The sequence below is a fragment of the Pantoea sp. XY16 genome, from assembly GCF_025153065.1.
GTDB lineage: Bacteria > Pseudomonadota > Gammaproteobacteria > Enterobacterales > Enterobacteriaceae > Pantoea > Pantoea alfalfae.
Genome location: NZ_JANZNP010000009.1, coordinates 211,262 through 231,211, shown reverse-complemented (window position 1 = coordinate 231,211; position 19,950 = coordinate 211,262). Strand labels below are relative to the sequence as shown.

Sequence of the window (19,950 nt, the reverse complement as noted above, 5' to 3'; positions counted from 1 at the left end):
ATTTTTGTGCGTCCAAAGACGCTGATATCAATCCTGCGAGTGCCCACACAGATTGTCTGATAAATTGTTAAAGAGCAGTGCGAACAGTGCGTTAGCGTCCTGTCGCGAGGTGGCGTATATTACGCTTTCCTCCTGCAGAGTCAACCTCTATTTCAGAAGTTTTTCTCCGGCGGCGCAGTCTCCTGTGCCTCTTAACCCGTCATCCCGTTGCCGGTTTGCCGTGTCAGTGGAGGCGCATTATAGGGAACGGCTCAGATAGCGCAAGTGCAAATTGAGACTTTTTTGCTGTTCGTCTGAAATTTGCACAAAAGCGCCGTTTTAGCCCTGTTTAATGCGTGCTGGCAGCTCTGCCAGGCTATTAATCACCCAGTCTGCTGCAGCTTCGCCTTCGGCCGTGACGGGTTTACCACTACGCACCAGCACTTTGGTGCCAACGCCCGCAGCCTTTCCTGCCAGCATATCTTCCAGCTTGTCACCCACCATATAAGAAGCAGCCATATCAATATGCAGCTCTTCCTGTGCAGTCAGCAGCATGCCTGGCTGTGGCTTACGGCAATCACATTCCTGACGGAATTCTTCTACTTTTGCTTCAGGATGGTGAGGACAGAAATAAATGCCATCAAGATCGACGTCGCGATCGGCCAGCGACCAGTCCATCCACTCTGTCAGACGCATAAAGGTATCTTCGGTAAACATACCGCGCGCTATGCCAGACTGATTGGTCACGACCACCAGCGCATATCCCATTGCCTTCAGTTTTTGCAGCGCTTCAATTGTGCCGTCAATAAACTGGAAGTCATCAATCTCATGGACATAGCCACTATCGACATTAAGGGTGCCATCACGATCAAGAAAAATAGCGGGGACTTTATTCGCCACGTAGAAACTCCTGCTGTAAAAATTGCCGATCAGTATCGCATGATTGCTATAAAAGGGAGAATGTCAGATTGAATCACTTCCATTGATTTAGACGTCTGGATGCCTTAACATCCATCCAGCTTTTATAGCGACTAAAAGTGACGAGGCTTCCCACACCACGGACAACGCAACACGATAATTAATAACATAATGATTAAACTAGAAAATATTACTAAAGTGTTTCAGCAGGGCTCGCGGACTATTCCGGCATTAACGGATGTCAGTCTGCACGTGCCTGCCGGACAGATTTATGGCGTTATCGGCGCTTCCGGTGCCGGTAAAAGTACATTGATTCGTTGCGTGAATCTGCTGGAGCGGCCTACTTCGGGTCGCGTACTGGTTGACGGAGCCGATCTGACTGCACTTAATGAACGTCAGTTAACCCAGGCGCGCCGCCAGATTGGCATGATATTCCAGCACTTTAACCTGATGAACTCACGCACCGTTGCGGGCAACGTTTCTCTGCCACTGGAACTCGGTAATCTCTCCCGCGCCCAGATCAACGCTCGTGTCACTGAGCTGCTGGAACTGGTGGGATTGTCTGATAAGCATGATGCCTGGCCTGCAAATCTCTCAGGCGGTCAGAAGCAGCGTGTCGCGATTGCCCGTGCGCTGGCCAGTAATCCCAAGGTTCTGCTGTGTGATGAAGCCACCAGCGCACTGGATCCCGCTACAACCCGCTCTATTCTGGAGTTGCTGAAAGATATCAACCGCCGCCTTGGGCTGACGATTCTCCTGATCACTCATGAGATGGATGTGGTGAAACGCATCTGCGATCAGGTTGCGGTCATCAGTCACGGTGAGTTAATCGAGAAAGACAGCGTCAGTGAGGTGTTCTCACACCCTAAGACGCCTCTGGCGCAGCAGTTTATTCAGTCTACCCTGCATCTGGATATCCCGGATGATTACCAGCAGCGTCTTTCAGCCACTGCCACTGAAGGCACCGTGCCGCTGCTGCGGCTGGAATTCACCGGTAAATCGGTTGATGCGCCACTGCTTTCCGAAGCGGCCCGCCGTTACAACGTGAATAACAACATTATCAGTGCCCAGATGGATTACGCCGGTGGTGTGAAGTTCGGCATTATGCTGGCCGAAATGCATGGCGCAGAGAGCGATACGCGCGAGGCGATAGCCTGGCTGAAAGAGAATCATGTGAAAGTAGAGGTGTTAGGTTATGTCTGAAGCGATGATGTGGTTGCTGGGACGAGGCGTATGGGAAACGCTGATGATGACCTTCGTCTCTGGCTTTTTCGGTTTTGTACTGGGCCTGCCGGTCGGCGTTTTACTTTATGTCACCCGTCCGGGCCAGATTCTGCAGAATCAGGGGCTGTACCGCGTGCTCTCCGCGCTGGTGAATATCTTCCGCTCCATACCTTTCATTATCTTACTGGTCTGGATGATTCCTTTTACCCGCGTTATCGTCGGCACCTCCATTGGACTGCAGGCAGCTATCGTTCCGCTGACCGTCGGCGCTGCACCGTTTATTGCGCGTATGGTTGAAAACGCCTTGCTGGAACTGCCTACCGGCCTGATCGAAGCCTCGCGTGCCATGGGTGCAACGCCAATGCAGATCATCCGTAAGGTCCTGTTGCCGGAAGCGATGCCAGGCCTGGTGAATGCGGCAACCATTACCCTGATTACGCTGGTCGGTTACTCCGCCATGGGTGGCGCAGTGGGTGCCGGTGGTCTGGGTCAGATCGGTTATCAGTATGGTTATATCGGATACAACGCCACGGTGATGAATACGGTATTGGTGTTGTTAGTGGTTTTGGTGTATCTCATTCAATTCTGTGGCGACCGCATCGTGCGTGCAGTGTCCCATAAGTAAGCCAGCAATCTCACATTATTAAGAAGGAAAGGATATGTCTTTCAGATTCAAAAAAATTGCCGCTGTGGGTGCACTGATTGGCGCGATTGCGCTGGCAGGATGCGATCAAAAAGAGAAAGACGCTAACCACATCAAAGTGGGCGTCATTGTTGGTGCTGAGCAGCAGGTTGCTGAAGCCGCACAGAAAGTGGCTAAAGATAAGTATGGTCTGGATGTTGAGCTGGTCACATTTAACGACTACGTGCTGCCGAATGAAGCGCTGAGCAAAGGCGATATCGACGTCAATGCTTTCCAGCACAAACCGTATCTGGATCAGCAGATCAAAGATCGTGGTTACAAGCTGGTTTCCGTAGGTAACTCCTTCGTCTACCCGATTGCAGGCTATTCGAAGAAGATCAAGTCACTGGATGAGCTGCAGGATGGCGCGCAGGTTGCCATTCCGAATGACCCGACGAACCTGGGCCGTACACTGCTGCTGCTGCAGAAAGTGGGGCTGATTAAACTGAAAGATGGCGTGGGCTTGCTGCCAACCTCGCTGGATATCACTGAGAATCCTAAGCATCTGAAAATTGTTGAGCTGGAAGCGCCGCAGCTGCCACGCTCACTGGACGATCAGCAGATCGCGCTCGCGGTTATCAACACCACTTACGCCAGCCAGATTGGCCTGACACCAGCCAAAGATGGCATTTTCGTCGAAGATAAAGACTCACCTTACGTGAACCTGATTGTCGCGCGCGAAGATAATAAAGATGCGGAAAACGTGAAGAAATTCGTCAAGGCTTACCAGTCTGACGAAGTTTACGCAGAAGCTAACAAAGTCTTTAATGGCGGCGCGGTTAAAGGCTGGTAATTCAGCTGTTCATCTCTTTAAGGGCGGCGCTATGCCGCCCTTTCTGTTATTGGGTGCCCTGCCCGACTTGTTATTTATTCTTGTCCTTGTTTCAATAACGCCACTTTTTGAAACCTGAGGATGTTGCCATGCGTTTTTTACCGCTCTGCTTGTTAGCATTGATGCTGACAGGGTGTGTTCATGAGTATCACCCGATAAGCAGCGCACCGTCCCGGCCGCAGCAATCCAGCCAACCGACCCGCAAACCTGTGGTACGACCGGCGCCGGTTAAGCTCTATACCGATGCCGCCGATCTGGTCAGTAAACCGTTCCGCGATCTGGGTGAAGTCTCCGCTGAAGATTGCCAGATCAGTAATCAGAACTCCCCGGCCAACATCGCCACAGCACGAAAACGTCTGCAGATTAAAGCATCACAGATGAAAGCCAATGCGGTGCTGCTGCATCAGTGTGAAATCGTCACCGGCACGCCGGGCTGCTATCGTCAGGCCGTCTGCCAGGGTTCAGCGCTGAAAGTCAGCAATCAATGAGTGAATTCGCCTTTGCGCAAATTGGGGTAATCCGCTCACCGTGGAAGGAGAAGTTTGCCGTGCCGCGCCAGCCAGGGCTGGTGCAGGATGGCGGCGGCGAACTGCACCTGCAGCCACCTTACAATCAGCCGGAAGCGGTGCGTGGGCTGGAAGCGTTCAGCCATCTCTGGTTGCTGTTTGTCTTCCATCAGACGATGGCCGGCGGCTGGCGTCCTACGGTTCGCCCTCCCCGACTGGGCGGCAATGCGCGCATGGGTGTATTTGCGACACGTTCAACGTTCCGTCCCAATCCCATTGGCATGTCGCTGGTTGAGCTAAAAGGTATCAGGATTGAAAAACAGCAGGTGATCCTGCAGCTTGGCAGTCTGGATCTGGTCGATGGCACGCCGGTGGTCGATATCAAACCTTATCTGCCCTTTGCCGAAGCGCTGCCTCATGCACAGGCAGGTTTTGCTCAGGCGGCACCTGCCGCTGATATGCCGGTTCGCTTCTCCGCTTTGGCCCAGCAGCAGCTTCAGCAGCAGTCGCGCTACCCCAATCTGGCACGTTTTATCAGCGAAGTGCTGGCACAGGATCCTCGTCCCGCTTACCGACAGAGCGAAACGCAGGCGCGGGAATATGCGGCCTGGCTGATGGATTTTAATGTACGCTGGCGCATTGATGATGCCGGTACTGAAGTAATCGCGATCGACCCGCGTTAAAACCCGCTTTTGAGCCGGTGATCTCACTGGTACACTAGCCGCCAGCAAAATTCTGTCTGTGACTTTCCGATCAACTGGAACCGTAATCAATGCGTACTACTCAATATCTGCTCTCTACTCAGAAAGAGACGCCTTCCGACGCTGAAGTGATCAGCCACCAGCTGATGCTGCGCGCCGGTATGATCCGCAAACTGGCTTCTGGCTTGTACACCTGGTTACCGACCGGGGTTCGCGTGCTGAAGAAAGTCGAAAACATCGTGCGTGAAGAGATGAACAACGCGGGCGCGGTTGAGATTTTAATGCCGGTTGTGCAGCCCGCCGACCTGTGGCAGGAGAGCGGTCGCTGGGAGGAGTATGGCCCGGAACTGTTACGTATTGCCGATCGCCACGAACGTCCGTTCGTGCTGGGTCCGACGCATGAAGAGGTGGTCACTGACCTGATCCGCAATGAGCTGAGCTCTTATAAGCAACTGCCACTCAACCTCTATCAGATTCAGACCAAATTCCGTGATGAAGTCCGTCCGCGCTTTGGCGTGATGCGTTCACGCGAGTTCATCATGAAAGATGCTTACTCATTCCATACGTCGCAGGAATCGCTGCAGGAAACCTATGACGCGATGTACCGCGCTTATAGCCAGATTTTCAGCCGTATGGGCCTGGATTTCCGTGCCGTGCAGGCCGACACTGGCTCTATCGGCGGCAGCGCATCACATGAGTTCCAGGTACTGGCGCAGAGCGGTGAAGATGATGTGATCTTCTCTACCGATTCTGATTACGCCGCCAACATTGAGCTGGCCGAAGCCGTTGCCCCCGCGGGTGAACGTGCCGCGCCATCGCAGGAGATGCAGCTGGTTGAGACGCCAGACGCAAAAACCATCGTGGAGCTGGTTGAGCAATTCAGTGTGCCTGTTGAAAAAACAGTGAAAACGCTGATTGTTAAAGGTGCCGAAGAGAGCGGCCACGCGCTGGTTGCCCTGCTGGTACGCGGCGATCATCAGCTTAATGAGATCAAAGCGGAGAAGTCAGAGATCGTTGCGTCACCGCTGGTGTTCGCGACCGAAGAAGAGATTCGCGCCGCAGTAGGTGCCGGACCGGGTTCAATCGGCCCGGTTGGTCTGCAGATGCCGATCATTGCTGACCGTACCGTGGCGAAGATGAGCGACTTCAGCGCCGGTGCCAACGTCGATGGTAAACACTACTTCGGCATTAACTGGGAGCGCGATCTGCCGCTGGCCAGCGTTGCAGATATCCGTAACGTGGTCGAAGGCGATTTAAGCCCGGATGGCAAAGGTACGCTGCAGATCAAACGCGGCATCGAAGTGGGTCACATCTTCCAGCTCGGCACCAAGTATTCTGACGCGCTGAAAGCCTCCGTTCAGGGTGAAGATGGCCGTAATCAGGTGATGAGCATGGGCTGCTATGGCATCGGCATCACTCGCGTGGTTGCCGCAGCCATTGAGCAGAACCATGACGATCGCGGCATCATCTGGCCAGCCGCACTGGCACCGTTCGAAGTGGCAATTCTGCCGATGAATATGCAGAAATCGTTCCGCGTTAAAGAGCTGGCGGAAGAGCTGTATGCCACCCTGCGAGCCAGGGGCGTTGAGGTTATTCTGGATGACCGTAAAGAGCGTCCGGGCGTGATGTTCGCAGATATGGAACTGATCGGTGTGCCGCACACCATCGTCATCGGCGACCGCAATCTCGACAATCAGGAGATTGAATATAAATCACGTCGTGCCGGTGAGAAGCAAATGATTAAGCAGGATGAAATCGTTGATTTCCTGCTGAAGGCTCTGAATAAGTAAGTTCTTAGCGTTAGTCAAAGCGGGCTGAATCTGGCCGCAACTGATGAGTTCAACGTGAAAGGAACCGGGTCAGAAGAGGAAAGCGGCCATGGATGGCTTTAGCGACTTTCCGGTCTGACCCGGTTCACTGAGAAAGCTCGGAATCTCTTCAAGGCTCGCCCCTGAAGTTATAAGTACTCAAACGCCCCGCCTGCGGGGCGTTTTTTATTGCACCTTGCCGCGCATCGATTTAGTCGAACTGCGTCGCGCTTTTCCTTCCAGACGACGTTCTTTCGAGGCGCGTGTCGGGCGCGTGGCGCGCCGGGCTTTTTCGACGGTGCTCAGCTCCTGGATCAGATTGACCAGACGTTGCAGCGCCGCTTCACGATTCATCTCCTGACTACGATACTCCTGCGCCTTAATCACCACGACGCCATCACCGGTAATCAGATGATGGCTGGCGGTGAGCAGTCGCTCTTTATAAAACGCAGGCAGTGAAGAGGCCGCAATATCGAAACGCAGATGAATGGCGGTGCTGGCTTTGTTGACATGTTGTCCGCCTGCACCCTGGGCACGAATCGCCGTCAGCTCGATCTCACTCTCCGGAATCTCAACCGAACGGGATAGCATAATCATTAGCGCTCTCCCCATACCTTAATCACGTTGACCTCCGATAACCTGTTCATCAATTTAACCTTTTGTGCTCTGATTCAGTCCGCCTGAGACAGCGGAATCTGTCACTTTAGCAGTGATTCGCGCACTGATCCTGCTTTACACAGGCTGATTTCCTCCAAATGGCTATGATATAGTCGCCAGTTAACCAGAGTATTTACGCTCTGCTGAGGAGGGCCACGTGCAAAATTATTGTGAGTTAGTTCGCCGGAAATATGCCGAAATCGGCAGCGGGGATTTAGGTTACATACCGGATGCGATTGGCTGCGCATTAAAGGCACTTAATGATATTGCCGCAAATACTGAGCTAAACTCTTCTGTCAGGGAACAGGCGGCTTACGCCGCTGCTAACTTATTGGTGAGCGACTATGTTGATAAATGAAGCGTACCAACCTATCAATTGCGATGATTACGATAATCTGGAGCTCGCCTGCCAGAACCACTGGATGCTGTCGCTGGAAATGAAAGATGGCGAGCAGCTCAAGGCAAAGGCTAAAGAGATCTTTTCACGCAAGAATGTGGAATATCTGGCTATCGATCTTTCCGGTGAGCATCGCGAATTACGTCTCGATCATATCGCCAGCTTTACCCATCCCGAACTGGGTACGGTCGTGGTCAGCGCAGAGTAATCCACGCATTCCGGGCGGGACCTTCCCGCCCGTTTAAACATCAGGGCTGTAACGAACTGTAGTACGCCGCCAGATCCGCCATATCGCTATCGCTTAATCCCGCCACAAACGCCTTCATGACCTCAGCCTGACCCCCGCTGCGCTCACCCTTTTTGTAGGCCTGCAGCGCATGCTCCAGATAAGGGGCGTGTTGTCCGGCCAGGTTTGGGTAGAGCGGCACCGCCGCTTTGCCCGCTGCGCCATGACACGCCATGCAACTGGCCGCTTTTTCTGCGCCGCGGTGCGCATCACCCGCCGCCCATGCCGGTAACACGGCGGCCACTAAACAGGCGATAAGCCATTGCTTCATTGTTATTGCTCTCCTGCGCAGGTGTCATGTCCCAGACTATCTGCCAGCCCTGCTGATCACTGGCCGCGCCAGCATGGGTGACAAAGAGATTCGGTAGACAGACCAGCGCCTGGTTGTAAAAAATTAACGGCAGCCGTTCTCGCTGCCACGGCGGTATCTGTAACTCCTGCCAAAGCTTTTTCATTTCTCTTCCGCCATTGCGACCCACCACATGAACGTGACCCTGCGCATGGAACCGCACGCTGATCTGCTCATCCGGCTGAGGATAGCGTAACAGGCTTTGTGACTGGCTGGCTCGCAGCGTGCCGAGATTCTGTGGTAAATCCAGCGGCTGGCGAATATCGGGCCATGCCAGCTCAGTGTCTCGCAGTGACGGGAATAACGGCAGCCAGTAGAGTTGCTGACGGTACCGACGCAATTCAGCCTGACCGAAGCGTAGCCGGGGCTGTGCATCTTCCCGGCTTGCCATCACTTCATCGCAAATACGCTTCAGCGCATCACGGGATGGCATCGCCCCACCCTGTCCGGCGATCCAGCGGCGCAATAACGCGTTAGCACGCAGCGCGCTCATGTTCATTAAAGGTGGAAAATAAAGGCTGCCGTCAGGCTGGATCAGCTCGGCCAGTTGCCCGGCGAGCAGTTCATCCAGCAACTGCTCCTGTTCACTGCACAATGCCGCACTTCGGGCCGTTGCCTCGGCAAAATGGGGCCAGCGCTGATAAAGCTCAGGCAGCAGCCGCTGGCGTAAGAAGTTACGATCGTAGCGAAGATCCTGATTGCTTTCATCATCTATCCACACCAGCTGATGTACGTCGGCGTAAGCTTCCAGCGACTTTCGCGACTGATTCAGCAGCGGACGCACCAGCTGATGGGAACCCAGCATGCGCGATGATGGCATCGCAGCCAGCCCGGCAGGACCACTGCCGCGCTTCAGCGCCAGCAGAAAGGTTTCACACTGATCGTCGAGGTGCTGCGCGGTAAGTAATATCTCGCCCGGCTTGAGCGCGGCGCTCAGCGCCTGATAACGGGCGGTGCGGGCGGCTGCTTCAATCCCGGTTTCCCTGTCATCCACCGTCACGCGCAGCACGTCACATGTCAGCTGCAACTGTTCGCATATCGTCTGGCAATGGGCGGCCCATGCATCGGCATTCGGGCTAAGACCGTGATGCACATGCAACGCCCGCAGGCGCGACTGAGGATGCTGCTGCTGCCAGCCGCGAAGCTGATGCAGCAGCACCGTTGAATCGAGTCCGCCGCTGAATGCGACTACCAGCGCGGCATCAGGTTGCAACAGGGCGTCAAAAGCGGGCAAAGACATAGCGGCATCCGAAAAATCGGGCCACTGAATGTCGCCCGCTGAACGCGCTATTTTACGCCTGATAAAGCTCCAGCGGCAAACCATCCGGATCCGTAAAGAACGTACACTGTTTACCGGTCAGTTCATCAATGCGAATCGGCTCGCAGATAACACCTTTATCGGCCAGCGTGGCGACAGCAGCGACCACATCCGGCACGGTAAAGGCCAGGTGGCGCAGGCCACATGCTTCGGGATGACTGACCCGCGCCGGCGGCTCAGGGAAAGAGAACAGCTCAATGGTATAGCGATCCTGTAAGGCCAGGTCGCCTTTCCAGGAGTCGCGCGCCTCGCGGTAAACTTCGCCCATCAGGCGAAAGCCCAGCACGTCACAATAGAACGCTTTGCTGCGCTGATAGTCGGACGCGATGATGGCGATGTGGTGAATAGCGGTTAACTGCAACATAGTGAATGTCCTGATTCAGGCAGGCTGCCCGCAGACCGCCTGCCGCTGTGAGTGGTTTAAGGGTTTACGCGGGATCGTTTTTTAGCACGCGAACGCGGTACTCGCCCTCTTCCGTCAGGCTGGCACCGTGAATATCGGTTTCGAAGCCCGGATAATGCCGGCCAATGCTGCACAGCATTAGCAGGAAGTCGAGCACAGCACGGCTCTTCTCCGTAATCATCTCGCCCGGCATCACCAGTGGAACGCCTGGCGGATAAGGCAGAATCATGTTGGCCGACACCCGCCCGACCAGTTCACTGAGATCCACCGTTTCGATATTGCCCTTCACCTGCTGCTGAAACGCCTGATGCGGCGTCATCTTCATTTCGGGCAGCACATCAAATGCCTGCAGCATCAGACGCGGCAGATCGTGATGGCGGATCAGCTGATGGATCCCCTGCGCCAGCGTCTGGATACGCATATTTCGATAAAAGTCGGGATCTTCAGCGTAGAGATCCGGCAGCATATTTTTCACCCGCAGATTGAGATCGTAGGCGCGTTTAAACTCGGTCAGACCGCGCAGCACGCTCATCGCTTTGGTTTTGTCGATGCCGATACTGAACAGGAACAGCAGGTTATAGGGGCCGGTCTTCTCCACTACAATGCCGCGCTCATCGAGAAACTTCGCTACCAGCGCGGCCGGGATCCCCTCTTCCGCCATCTCACCCAGCTCGCTCATACCTGGCGTCAGAATGGTGACCTTGATCGGATCGAGGTACATGTGGTCACGATCGGCCTGCGTAAATCCGTGCCACTCTTCGTCGCCGGGCTGGATCGCCCAGCATTGCGCTTCATCAATCTGTTCCGGCTGCCAGATATCGAAGAACCAGCTGTCAGACTCTTCGCGCAGGCGCTGGATTTCCCGACGGAAGTGCAGCGCGCGTTCCACCGAGCGATTGATTAACCGCTTACCGGGGTTACCGCGCAGCATGGCGGCGGCAGTTTCAATTGAGGAGACAATAGCGTAATTGGGCGAGGTGGTCGTGTGCATCATGTAGGCTTCGTTAAACGTCTGTTCGTCGTAGTCGCCTTTAATGTGAATCATGGAGGCCTGCGAGAACGCCGCCAGCAGTTTGTGGGTCGATTGCGTCTCGTATATCACCTTGCCCGGAATACGATCGCCACTCATGCCGCTTTTACCGGCATAAATCGGATGGAAATTGGTGTAAGGCACCCAGGCTGAATCGAAATGAATTGACGGCACATCCAGCGTCTCTTTAATGAACTGGGTATTGTAGAGCAGCCCATCGTAAGTGGAGTTGGTGATCACCGCATGCACCGGCCAGGTAGCGCGATCGGTGGTCGCGACCTTCTGCGTAATGCTCTCACGGGTGAACTCGTGCTTCGGGATACCGCCGAGAATCCCCAGCGCATTGCGGGTCGGCTTCAGCCAGATCGGGACCAGATCGCTCATCATCAGCAGATGAGTCAGAGACTTGTGGCAGTTGCGATCGATCAATACGGTGCTGCCCGCCGGGGCCGCATACATGCCGACAATTTTGTTCGACGTTGAGGTGCCATTGGTCACCATATAACTCTGCTCGGCGCCAAACGTGCGTGCGATGTACTCTTCCGCTTCAAGGTGCGGGCCGGTGTGATCCAGCAGCGAACCCAGCTCGGTCACTGAAATGGAGATGTCCGACTTCAGCGTATTGGCCCCGAAGAAATCGTAGAACAGGCAGCCTACCGGGCTCTTCTGAAATGCGGTGCCCGCCATATGGCCCGGTGTGCAGAAGGTGTACTTGCCCTCTTTCACATAGGTGAACAATGCTTTGGTCAGCGGCGGCGTAATGTGGTCGAGATAGTCATCGGTATACTGCCGGATATGCAGCGCGATATCGTCGGCGGCATTCAGCGCATATTCAAAAAAGTGCAGCGGCATGCGCATCTCATTGATGCTGATGTCCATCTGTGAGTGGGTATTAATAAAGGCGTACAGCGGCAGGTATTCGTTGAGCTGATTAATCTCACCACACAGTTCAGGACTGTTGTGTGCATCCCAGTCGAAGATGACGCCGCTGATACGCGGATTGTGTTCAATCAGCTTCAGCAGATCATCACTGTTTTTCGGGTAAAGCAGCTGGAAGCCTTGCAGATTTAACGCCGCGTCGAGTTCGCGTAACGGTTCATCTTTATAAAACACGCCGTGCGCGCCCATGATCGCCAGAATATTCAATGCCCCTCTCCCTGATTGTTGTGGAACCGGACAAGCATAACCGCTAACTCAGGGAAGGTGTAGCAAGGGGACGATCAGATGAGGCTGAAAGGCGTCAGACCGCGTGCGGGGGCTGAACTGGCGGCATAAAAAAAGCGGACCGAAGTCCGCTTTTATTGATGGGCTAAAATCAGGCGTAGCCATAGCTCATCAGACGCTGATAACGACGATCCAGCAGCTCCTCGGTGGTTAATCCATCGAGGTCGGCCAGGTCAGCCAGCAGCTGCTGCTTGAGTGACTGCGCCATATCCACCGGACGACGATGCGCGCCACCCAGCGGTTCAGGGATGACGGAGTCAATCAGCTTCAGCTCTTTCAGACGGTGTGCAGTAATGCCCATCGCTTCGGCGGCAAGCGGTGCTTTGTCAGCGCTTTTCCACAGAATGGAAGCACAGCCTTCCGGCGAGATCACTGAATAAGTGCTGTACTGCAGCATATTCACTTTATCGCCCACGCCAATTGCCAGCGCGCCACCTGAACCGCCTTCACCGATGACCGTACAGATCACGGGTACTTTCAGACCAGACATTTCACGCAGGTTGCGGGCAATCGCTTCAGACTGCCCACGCTCTTCCGCGCCCACGCCCGGATAAGCACCCGGTGTGTCGATGAAGGTGATGATTGGCATTTTGAAACGTTCAGCCATCTCCATCAGGCGCAGCGCTTTGCGGTAGCCTTCCGGTGCGGGCATGCCGAAGTTACGGCGAATCTTCTCTTTGGTTTCACGGCCTTTCTGGTGCCCGATGATCATCACCGGACGTCCATCAAGACGCGCAATCCCGCCGACAATCGCTTTGTCGTCCGCATAAGCACGGTCGCCCGCCAGCTCATCGAAATCGTCGAAGGCGTTGCGAACGTAGTCAAAGGTGTAAGGACGTAAAGGATGGCGTGCCAGTTGGGCAATTTGCCATGCGCCCAAATCGGCGAAGATTTTACGGGTCAGCTCAACGCTTTTCTCACGCAGACGCTGAACTTCTTCATCCAGATTAACGTGTTTATCATCCTGACGACCAATCGAGGTCAGCGAATCAATCTTCGCTTCCAGTTCTGCAATTGGCTGTTCAAAATCCAGGTAATTAAGACTCATAATGTTCCTGTTCTAGTCAAACTCCAGTTCCACCTGCTCCGATCCAATCAACGAGCGCAGATCGTTAAGTAAACGATCGCTGGGCGAAATTCGCCACGCTGCACCAAAGCGCAGCTTCGCTCGCGCGTCGGCTCTCTGATAGTAGAGATGCACCGGAATAGTCCCTGATCGATGGGGTTCCAGGGACTGACGGAGTCGGTTTAATAGCTGGTCATCAATTTGCCTGTCCGTCAGCGAGATAGCAAGTCCGCGCGCGTATTTTTCGCGAGCTTCGTCGATGTCCATGACTTCACGCGCGGTCATTTTAAGCCCACCACTGAAGTCATCAAAGCTGACCTGTCCGCTGACGATCAGGATTCGGTCTTTCTCCAGCAACTGCTGGTATTTATCTAACGCATCGGTAAATAACATCACCTCAAGACGACCGGAGCGATCGTCCAGAGTACAGATACCAATTCGGTTGCCGCGTTTGGTCACCATTACCCGCGCGGCGATCACCAGACCGGCCGCCACGGTAATTTTACCCCGATCGGTAGGATGCATATCTTTCAGCCGCACCCCGCCAACGTAACGCTCAATTTCTTTCAGATACTGATTAATCGGGTGGCCGGTCAGGTACAAGCCCAGCGTTTCCCGTTCACCATCCAGCTGCACCTGCTCAGGCCAGGGTGTGACGCTGGCGTACGATTTCTCAACCTGCTCCGGCTCTTCTGCCAGTACGCCAAACATATCTGCCTGACCAATCGCTTCCGCTTTCGCGTGTTGATCGGCCGCTTTCAGCGCGTCGCTGAGTGCACTCATCAGCGCCGCGCGATGCGGTCCGAGGCGATCAAAGGCCCCGGACATAATCAGTTTCTCCATCACCCGACGGTTGATCTTTTTGGTATCGGTACGGGCGCAGAGATCAAACAGCTCGCGGAAATAGCCGCCTTCGTTACGGGCGTCGATGATCGCTTCGATCGGACCTTCGCCCACGCCTTTGATCGCGCCTATGCCGTACACGATCTCGCCCGCTTCGTTAACATGGAACGGATAGAGACCGGAGTTAATATCGGGCGGCAGGACTTTCAACCCCATCCGCCAGCACTCATCGACCAGGCCGACTACTTTCTCGGTGTTATCCATATCGGCGGTCATAACCGCCGCCATAAACTCAGCCGGATAGTGCGCTTTCAGCCACAGCGTCTGATAGGAGACCAGTGCGTAGGCCGCAGAGTGTGACTTGTTAAAGCCATACCCTGCAAATTTTTCCACCAGATCGAAGATCTTCATCGACAGTTCGCCGTCGATGCCCATGCTTTCGGCACCGTCGCGGAAGACTGAACGCTGTTTAGCCATCTCCTCAGGTTTCTTTTTACCCATGGCGCGACGCAGCATATCTGCACCGCCCAGGGTGTAACCGGACAGGACCTGGGCGATCTGCATCACCTGTTCCTGATAGAGGATGATGCCGTACGTTGGCTCCAGTACTGGCTTCAGGCTTTCATGCTGCCACTGGATGTCGGGATAGGAGATCGCTTCCCGGCCATGCTTACGGTCAATGAAGTTGTCTACCATGCCGGACTGCAGAGGACCAGGACGGAACAGCGCCACCAGTGCGATCATATCTTCGAAGCAGTCGGGCTTAAGACGCTTAATCAGATCTTTCATGCCGCGCGATTCAAGCTGGAACACTGCGGTGGTTTCCGAGCGCTGCAGCATATCGAAGCTTTTCTTATCATCCAGCGGGATCGCGGCGATATCGATCGGCTCCAGTCCCTCTTTTTCCCGGCGCGGGTTGATCATCTTCAGCGCCCAGTCGATGATGGTCAGCGTACGCAGCCCCAGGAAGTCGAACTTCACCAGTCCGGCATATTCCACATCATTTTTATCGAACTGGGTGACCGGGAACTGGCCGTGCTCATCGCAATAGAGCGGCGCAAAATCGGTGATCTTCGTTGGCGCAATGACCACGCCACCCGCATGCTTACCGGCGTTACGCGTCACCCCTTCCAGCTTGCGCGCCATGTCGATGAGCGCTTTCACCTCTTCATCTGCGTCATACATCGCAGGAAGTTGTGGTTCAGCAATAAACGCTTTTTCCAGCGTCATGCCGGGATCGGGCGGGATCAGTTTTGAAATACGGTCAACGAAGCCGTAAGGATGACCCAGCACGCGGCCCACATCGCGGATAACCGCTTTCGCTGCCATGGTGCCGAAGGTAATGATCTGTGAAACCGCTTCACGTCCGTACATATCGGCGACATGTTCGATCACCTGATCGCGCTTCTCCATGCAGAAGTCGACGTCGAAGTCGGGCATTGAGACACGTTCAGGGTTCAGGAAGCGTTCGAACAGCAGGTCAAATTCCAGCGGATCGATATCGGTGATTTTCAACGCATAGGCCACCAGCGAACCCGCACCCGAACCACGCCCCGGTCCGACCGGCACGCCGTTATCCTTGGACCACTGGATGAACTCCATTACGATCAGGAAGTAGCCCGGGAATCCCATCTGGTTGATAACGTTGAGTTCAATTTCCAGACGCTCATCATATTCCGGGCGTTTTTCCGCGCGCTCAGCCTCGTCCGGGAACAGGAACACCAGACGCTCTTCCAGTCCCTCACGGGATTTCACCACCAGATAATCTTCAGTGGTCATGTCGCCGGTCGGGAACTGCGGCAGGAAGTACTCGCCGAGCCGGACCGTGACGTTACAACGCTTAGCAATCTCTACGCTGTTTTCCAGCGCTTCCGGGATGTCCGAGAACAGCTCGCACATCTCTTCTTCGCTGCGCATATATTGCTGAGGACTGTAGTTGCGCGGACGCTTGGGATCATCCAGCGTATAGCCGTCGTGAATCGCAACGCGAATTTCGTGCGCGTCGAAATCTTCTGCGTTGATAAAGCAGACTTCATTGGTGGCGACGACCGGGATGCCCTCGGCAATGGCCAGCTCAACGGCGGCATGCAGATAGCTCTCTTCGTCCTGACGACCGGTGCGGATCAGCTCCAGATAGTAGCGATCGGGGAAATGCTGCTGGTAAAACGACAGACACTGCGACACCAGGGCGTTATTGCCACGCAGCAGGCTGCGGCCCACATCGCCACGCCGTCCGCCCGACAGCAGGATTAACCCTTCCTGCAACTCAATCAGCCAGTCGCGATCGATGATCGGTCCATCCACGCCATAACCACGCTGATAGGCGCGGGAGATCAGCAGCGTCAGATTCTGATAGCCGGTATTACTTGAAGCCAGCACGGTAAGTTGGGTCAGCTCATCCCCCATCAACTCGCTGGCAACGTTGAAATCGGCACCAATGACCGGCTTTATCCCTGCGCTGTGTGCGCCACCGTAAAATTTCACCAGACCACAAAGGTTAGTGAAGTCGGTAATTGCGATAGCAGGCATGCCAAGGGCAGCTGCCTTCTTGATCAATGGCCCGGTTTTCGCCAGGCCATCAACCATCGAATAGTCACTGTGGACACGCAGATGTATAAAACGGGGTTCAGCCATATCAGTTTCCGGTTAAAACAGCGTCAGGCTATTAAAGCGTAAGGGTCTGGCGGGCAGCCAGTACTTCAGCGTCGAGCAGCGCGTTGCGTACAGGCGCAAAACTGCGACGGTGGTGCGGCGTGGCGCCATACTGCGTCAGTTTTTCCATATGCAGCGCCGTCGGATAACCTTTGTGCTGCGCAAAGCCATACTGCGGGAAAAGCAGATCCAGCTCGGCCATCTCGCGATCGCGCGATACTTTGGCGATGATGGAGGCTGCACTGATTTCGGCCACCAGGCTATCCCCTTTGACGACAGCCTGTGAAGGCATGGGCAGCGCCGGGCAACGATTACCATCAATCAGTACATAGTCGGGCTGGATACTCAGGCCAGCGACCGCGCGCTGCATCGCCAGCATGGTGGCATGCAGGATGTTGAGCTGGTCGATCTCTTCAGGTTCTGCACGTCCCAGACTCCATGCCAGCGCCTTCTCTTTGATTTCGTCATACAACGACAGGCGGCGCTTTTCCGACAGTTTTTTGGAATCAGCCAGGCCGGTAATCGGATTAGCCGGGTCGAGGATGACTGCAGCAGTGACGACCGCGCCGACCAGCGGGCCGCGCCCCACTTCGTCCACACCGGCAATCAGCCTGGCGACAGGATAGATAAAATCAGGCATTCACCAGCTCCAGTACCGCATCCGCTGCCTGCTCATCGGCGTGCCAGCGGATCTGTTGATGTAATTCATGAAACGTCTGCAGCAGGGTTTCGCGCTCAGGCCCGGCATGCAGCAGCGGATCTAATGCCGCGGCCAGGGCTTCTGGCTGACACTCATCCTGCAGTAACTCTTTGACCAGCTCACGCCCGGCCAGCAAATTTGGCAGCGAGACGTAAGGCGTTTTTACCAGCCGTTTCGCCAGCCAGAACGTGGCCGGCTTCATTCGATAACCGACGACCATAGGGCATTTTGCCAGCATGCACTCCAGTGCGGCAGTACCTGACGCCAGGAGTGCGGCATCACTCGCAATCATCGCTTCACGTCCCTGACCATCCAGCAGATGCATCGGCAGTTCGGGAGCGACGTCGGCTTTGATTTTCTCAAACTGTTCGCGACGACGGGCATTAACCAGCGGCACCACGATTTCCAGCGCCGGATAGTGACGACGCAACAGTTGAGCTGTTTTCAGGAAATCAGCGCTGAGCATTTCCACTTCCGCACCACGGCTGCCGGGCAGCAGGGCCAGACACAGTGCATCATCGGCAATACCGAGATGACGGCGCGCAGCCAGTTTGTCGGGTTGCAGCGGCATGGCATCCGCCATGGTGTGGCCGATAAAGCGACAGGGAACGTTATAGCGATCGTAGAAAGCTTTTTCAAACGGCAGGAAGGCCAGTACCAGATCGGTATTACGACCAATCTTAAACACGCGCTTTTGCCGCCATGCCCACACCGAAGGGCTGACATAGTGGATCGTGCGAATGCCCGTGCGTTTGAGATTGCCTTCCAGCGTGATATTGAAATCGGGCGCATCAATGCCGACAAAGACATCGGGTCTGAGTCCGGTAAAGCGCCGGGTGAGATCGCGGCGGATTGTCAGCAGACGTCGCAGGCGACCCAGCACCTCGACAATGCCCATCACCGCCAGCTCTTCCATCTCATACCAGGCTTCGCACCCTTCAGCCTGCATCAGTGGGCCCGCCACGCCGACAAAGCGTGCATCAGGATGACGGGCTTTCAGGGCACGAATGAGACCCGCACCAAGAATATCGCCGGAGGTTTCTCCGGCGACCAGGGCAATCGTTAAAGGACGCGCTGACATGGATTAACGAATTAATCCACGGGTTGAACGGGTGAAGAAGTCGTAGAAAGGCTGCACTTCGCTGTGCTGCTGCGCGATGGCTTCAATCTCCGGCTTCACTTCTTCCAGCGTTCTGCCGCTGCGGTAGAGCAGCTTGTAGGCGTTGCGAATGGCGTGCAACGACTCTTTGCTGAAGCCACGGCGCTTAAGACCTTCAATATTGATTCCGAACGGCGTCGCGTGGTTGCCCTGCGCAATAACGTAAGGCGGCACATCCTGCGCCACGCCGGAACAGCCACCTACCATCACGTGAGCACCGATGATGCACCACTGATGTACCGCTGTCATGCCGCCAATAATGGCGAAATCATCGACCGTCACGTGACCACCCAGGGTGGCGTTGTTAGCGAAGATACAGCGGTTGCCAATCACGCAGTCATGCGCAATATGGACATTTACCATCAGCAGATTATCGCTGCCCACGGTGGTGACATGGCCCCCCTGCGTGGTGCCGCGATGAATCGTCACGCTTTCACGAATGCGGTTGCGATCGCCGATCTCAACCCGCGTTGGCTCACCGGCATATTTCAGATCCTGATTCACTTCACCAATCGAGGCGAACTGATAGATCTGATTATCTTTACCGATGCGCGTGTGGCCATTAACCACAACGTGTGACTTCAGTACCGTTCCTTCACCGATCTCCACATTCGCGCCAATAAAGCAAAAAGGGCCAATGTGAACGCGGGCGCCAATAACAGCGCCCTCTTCGATGACTGAACTGGGATGGATAGTGGCGGTTGGATCAATCACGAATTATGCCTCCCGGCTACGGGCACACATCATGGTCGCTTCACAAACGATTTTACCATCGACAGTCGCCACGCCTTTAAAGCGGGTCAGACCACGGCGGGTTTTCTCGAAAGTGACTTCCATGATCATCTGATCGCCTGGTACCACAGGGCGCTTGAAACGGGCACTGTCGATACCGGCAAAGTAATAGAGTTCACCTGGTTCCAGTTTACCTACGCTTTTAAACGCCAGAATACCGGTGGCCTGCGCCATCGCTTCCAGTATCAGAACGCCAGGAAAAATCGGTTTACCAGGGAAGTGCCCCTGGAAAAACGGTTCATTAACAGAAACGTTCTTCACTGCACGCAGGTATTTGTGCTCTTCAAATTCCAGCACGCGGTCTACCAATAGAAACGGATAGCGGTGCGGCAGCAGCTCTAAAATCTCTTCAATTTTCAGAGTATGAGTTTCAGTAGTCAAAATACTCTTCCTGTCCTAAAAATCTGATGACGTCAATAACACG

At 54.9% G+C, this 19,950-nt stretch carries 20 protein-coding genes; 8 read left to right on the top strand and 12 right to left on the bottom strand.

Going from position 1 to position 19,950, the window contains the following annotated elements; translation table 11 throughout:
* Positions 1-318: 318 nt before the first annotated feature.
* On the bottom strand, positions 319-879 hold the full coding sequence (gene gmhB / locus N1689_RS14375; RefSeq protein WP_260059237.1) for a D-glycero-beta-D-manno-heptose 1,7-bisphosphate 7-phosphatase: 561 nt from the start codon (positions 877-879) through the stop codon (positions 319-321).
* 189 nt (positions 880-1,068) lie between these two features.
* Here gmhB and metN point away from each other — a divergent pair, with 189 nt between their 5' ends.
* The 6 genes from metN to proS all read left to right on the top strand — a co-directional run bounded on the left by metN (position 1,069) and on the right by proS (position 6,632).
* Complete coding sequence (gene metN, locus N1689_RS14370) at positions 1,069-2,100, top strand: methionine ABC transporter ATP-binding protein MetN (protein WP_150010669.1); 1,032 nt, start codon at positions 1,069-1,071, stop codon at positions 2,098-2,100.
* Complete coding sequence (locus N1689_RS14365; RefSeq protein WP_031375299.1) at positions 2,093-2,746, top strand: methionine ABC transporter permease MetI; 654 nt, start codon at positions 2,093-2,095, stop codon at positions 2,744-2,746. Before metN ends, N1689_RS14365 begins: the two co-directional genes overlap by 8 nt.
* Before the next feature lie 34 nt (positions 2,747-2,780).
* Positions 2,781-3,596, top strand: a complete 816-nt coding sequence (locus tag N1689_RS14360) for a MetQ/NlpA family lipoprotein (RefSeq protein WP_161735512.1) — start codon at positions 2,781-2,783, stop codon at positions 3,594-3,596.
* Positions 3,597-3,724: 128 nt separating this feature from the next.
* Positions 3,725-4,123 (top strand): Rcs stress response system protein RcsF, encoded by a 399-nt coding sequence (gene rcsF / locus N1689_RS14355; protein WP_013356860.1) that lies wholly within the window; start codon positions 3,725-3,727, stop codon positions 4,121-4,123.
* Positions 4,120-4,824, top strand: coding sequence for a tRNA (N6-threonylcarbamoyladenosine(37)-N6)-methyltransferase TrmO (gene tsaA, locus N1689_RS14350; protein ID WP_161735510.1), 705 nt, complete (start codon positions 4,120-4,122; stop codon positions 4,822-4,824). Before rcsF ends, tsaA begins: the two co-directional genes overlap by 4 nt.
* A gap of 89 nt (positions 4,825-4,913) precedes the next feature.
* Positions 4,914-6,632, top strand: a complete 1,719-nt coding sequence (gene proS, locus N1689_RS14345; protein ID WP_161735508.1) for a proline--tRNA ligase — start codon at positions 4,914-4,916, stop codon at positions 6,630-6,632.
* A gap of 204 nt (positions 6,633-6,836) precedes the next feature.
* Here the strand turns inward: proS and arfB are convergent, their stop codons facing one another.
* On the bottom strand, positions 6,837-7,247 hold the full coding sequence (arfB, locus tag N1689_RS14340) for an alternative ribosome rescue aminoacyl-tRNA hydrolase ArfB (protein ID WP_003852622.1): 411 nt from the start codon (positions 7,245-7,247) through the stop codon (positions 6,837-6,839).
* Between the two features lie 217 nt (positions 7,248-7,464).
* Here arfB and N1689_RS14335 point away from each other — a divergent pair, with 217 nt between their 5' ends.
* Positions 7,465-7,665 carry a YaeP family protein gene (locus tag N1689_RS14335; protein ID WP_003852623.1) on the top strand — a complete coding sequence of 67 codons (201 nt, stop codon included), beginning with the start codon at positions 7,465-7,467 and terminating at the stop codon, positions 7,663-7,665.
* Complete coding sequence (rof, locus tag N1689_RS14330; RefSeq protein ID WP_150010675.1) at positions 7,652-7,912, top strand: Rho-binding antiterminator; 261 nt, start codon at positions 7,652-7,654, stop codon at positions 7,910-7,912. Before N1689_RS14335 ends, rof begins: the two co-directional genes overlap by 14 nt.
* 40 nt (positions 7,913-7,952) lie before the next feature.
* Here rof and N1689_RS14325 read toward each other — a convergent pair whose 3' ends face one another.
* The 10 genes from N1689_RS14325 to fabZ all read right to left on the bottom strand — a co-directional run bounded on the left by N1689_RS14325 (position 7,953) and on the right by fabZ (position 19,907).
* Complete coding sequence (locus tag N1689_RS14325) at positions 7,953-8,261, bottom strand: cytochrome c (RefSeq protein ID WP_161735506.1); 309 nt, start codon at positions 8,259-8,261, stop codon at positions 7,953-7,955.
* The gene (tilS, locus tag N1689_RS14320) at positions 8,200-9,579 is read right to left on the bottom strand and encodes a tRNA lysidine(34) synthetase TilS (protein ID WP_260059232.1); all 1,380 of its coding nucleotides are present in this window, start codon (positions 9,577-9,579) and stop codon (positions 8,200-8,202) included. The genes N1689_RS14325 and tilS overlap by 62 nt, the downstream gene beginning before the upstream one ends.
* Positions 9,580-9,631: 52 nt before the next feature.
* Complete coding sequence (locus N1689_RS14315; protein WP_161735504.1) at positions 9,632-10,021, bottom strand: VOC family protein; 390 nt, start codon at positions 10,019-10,021, stop codon at positions 9,632-9,634.
* Between the two features lie 64 nt (positions 10,022-10,085).
* The gene (locus tag N1689_RS14310) at positions 10,086-12,236 is read right to left on the bottom strand and encodes a lysine decarboxylase LdcC (protein ID WP_161735502.1); all 2,151 of its coding nucleotides are present in this window, start codon (positions 12,234-12,236) and stop codon (positions 10,086-10,088) included.
* Positions 12,237-12,405: 169 nt separating this feature from the next.
* Complete coding sequence (gene accA / locus N1689_RS14305; RefSeq protein ID WP_013356851.1) at positions 12,406-13,362, bottom strand: acetyl-CoA carboxylase carboxyl transferase subunit alpha; 957 nt, start codon at positions 13,360-13,362, stop codon at positions 12,406-12,408.
* Between the two features lie 12 nt (positions 13,363-13,374).
* Positions 13,375-16,857 (bottom strand): DNA polymerase III subunit alpha, encoded by a 3,483-nt coding sequence (dnaE, locus tag N1689_RS14300; RefSeq protein ID WP_161735500.1) that lies wholly within the window; start codon positions 16,855-16,857, stop codon positions 13,375-13,377.
* A gap of 31 nt (positions 16,858-16,888) precedes the next feature.
* Complete coding sequence (gene rnhB, locus N1689_RS14295; protein WP_161735498.1) at positions 16,889-17,515, bottom strand: ribonuclease HII; 627 nt, start codon at positions 17,513-17,515, stop codon at positions 16,889-16,891.
* Entirely contained in the window at positions 17,508-18,656 is a 1,149-nt protein-coding gene (gene lpxB, locus N1689_RS14290; protein WP_161735496.1) for a lipid-A-disaccharide synthase, read from the bottom strand. Before lpxB ends, rnhB begins: the two co-directional genes overlap by 8 nt.
* Before the next feature lie 3 nt (positions 18,657-18,659).
* Positions 18,660-19,448, bottom strand: a complete 789-nt coding sequence (gene lpxA / locus N1689_RS14285) for an acyl-ACP--UDP-N-acetylglucosamine O-acyltransferase (protein ID WP_013356847.1) — start codon at positions 19,446-19,448, stop codon at positions 18,660-18,662.
* A gap of 3 nt (positions 19,449-19,451) precedes the next feature.
* A complete protein-coding gene (fabZ, locus tag N1689_RS14280) occupies positions 19,452-19,907 on the bottom strand; it encodes a 3-hydroxyacyl-ACP dehydratase FabZ (RefSeq protein WP_003852639.1) in 456 nt (151 codons plus the stop codon).
* Between the last annotated feature and the right edge of the window lie 43 nt (positions 19,908-19,950).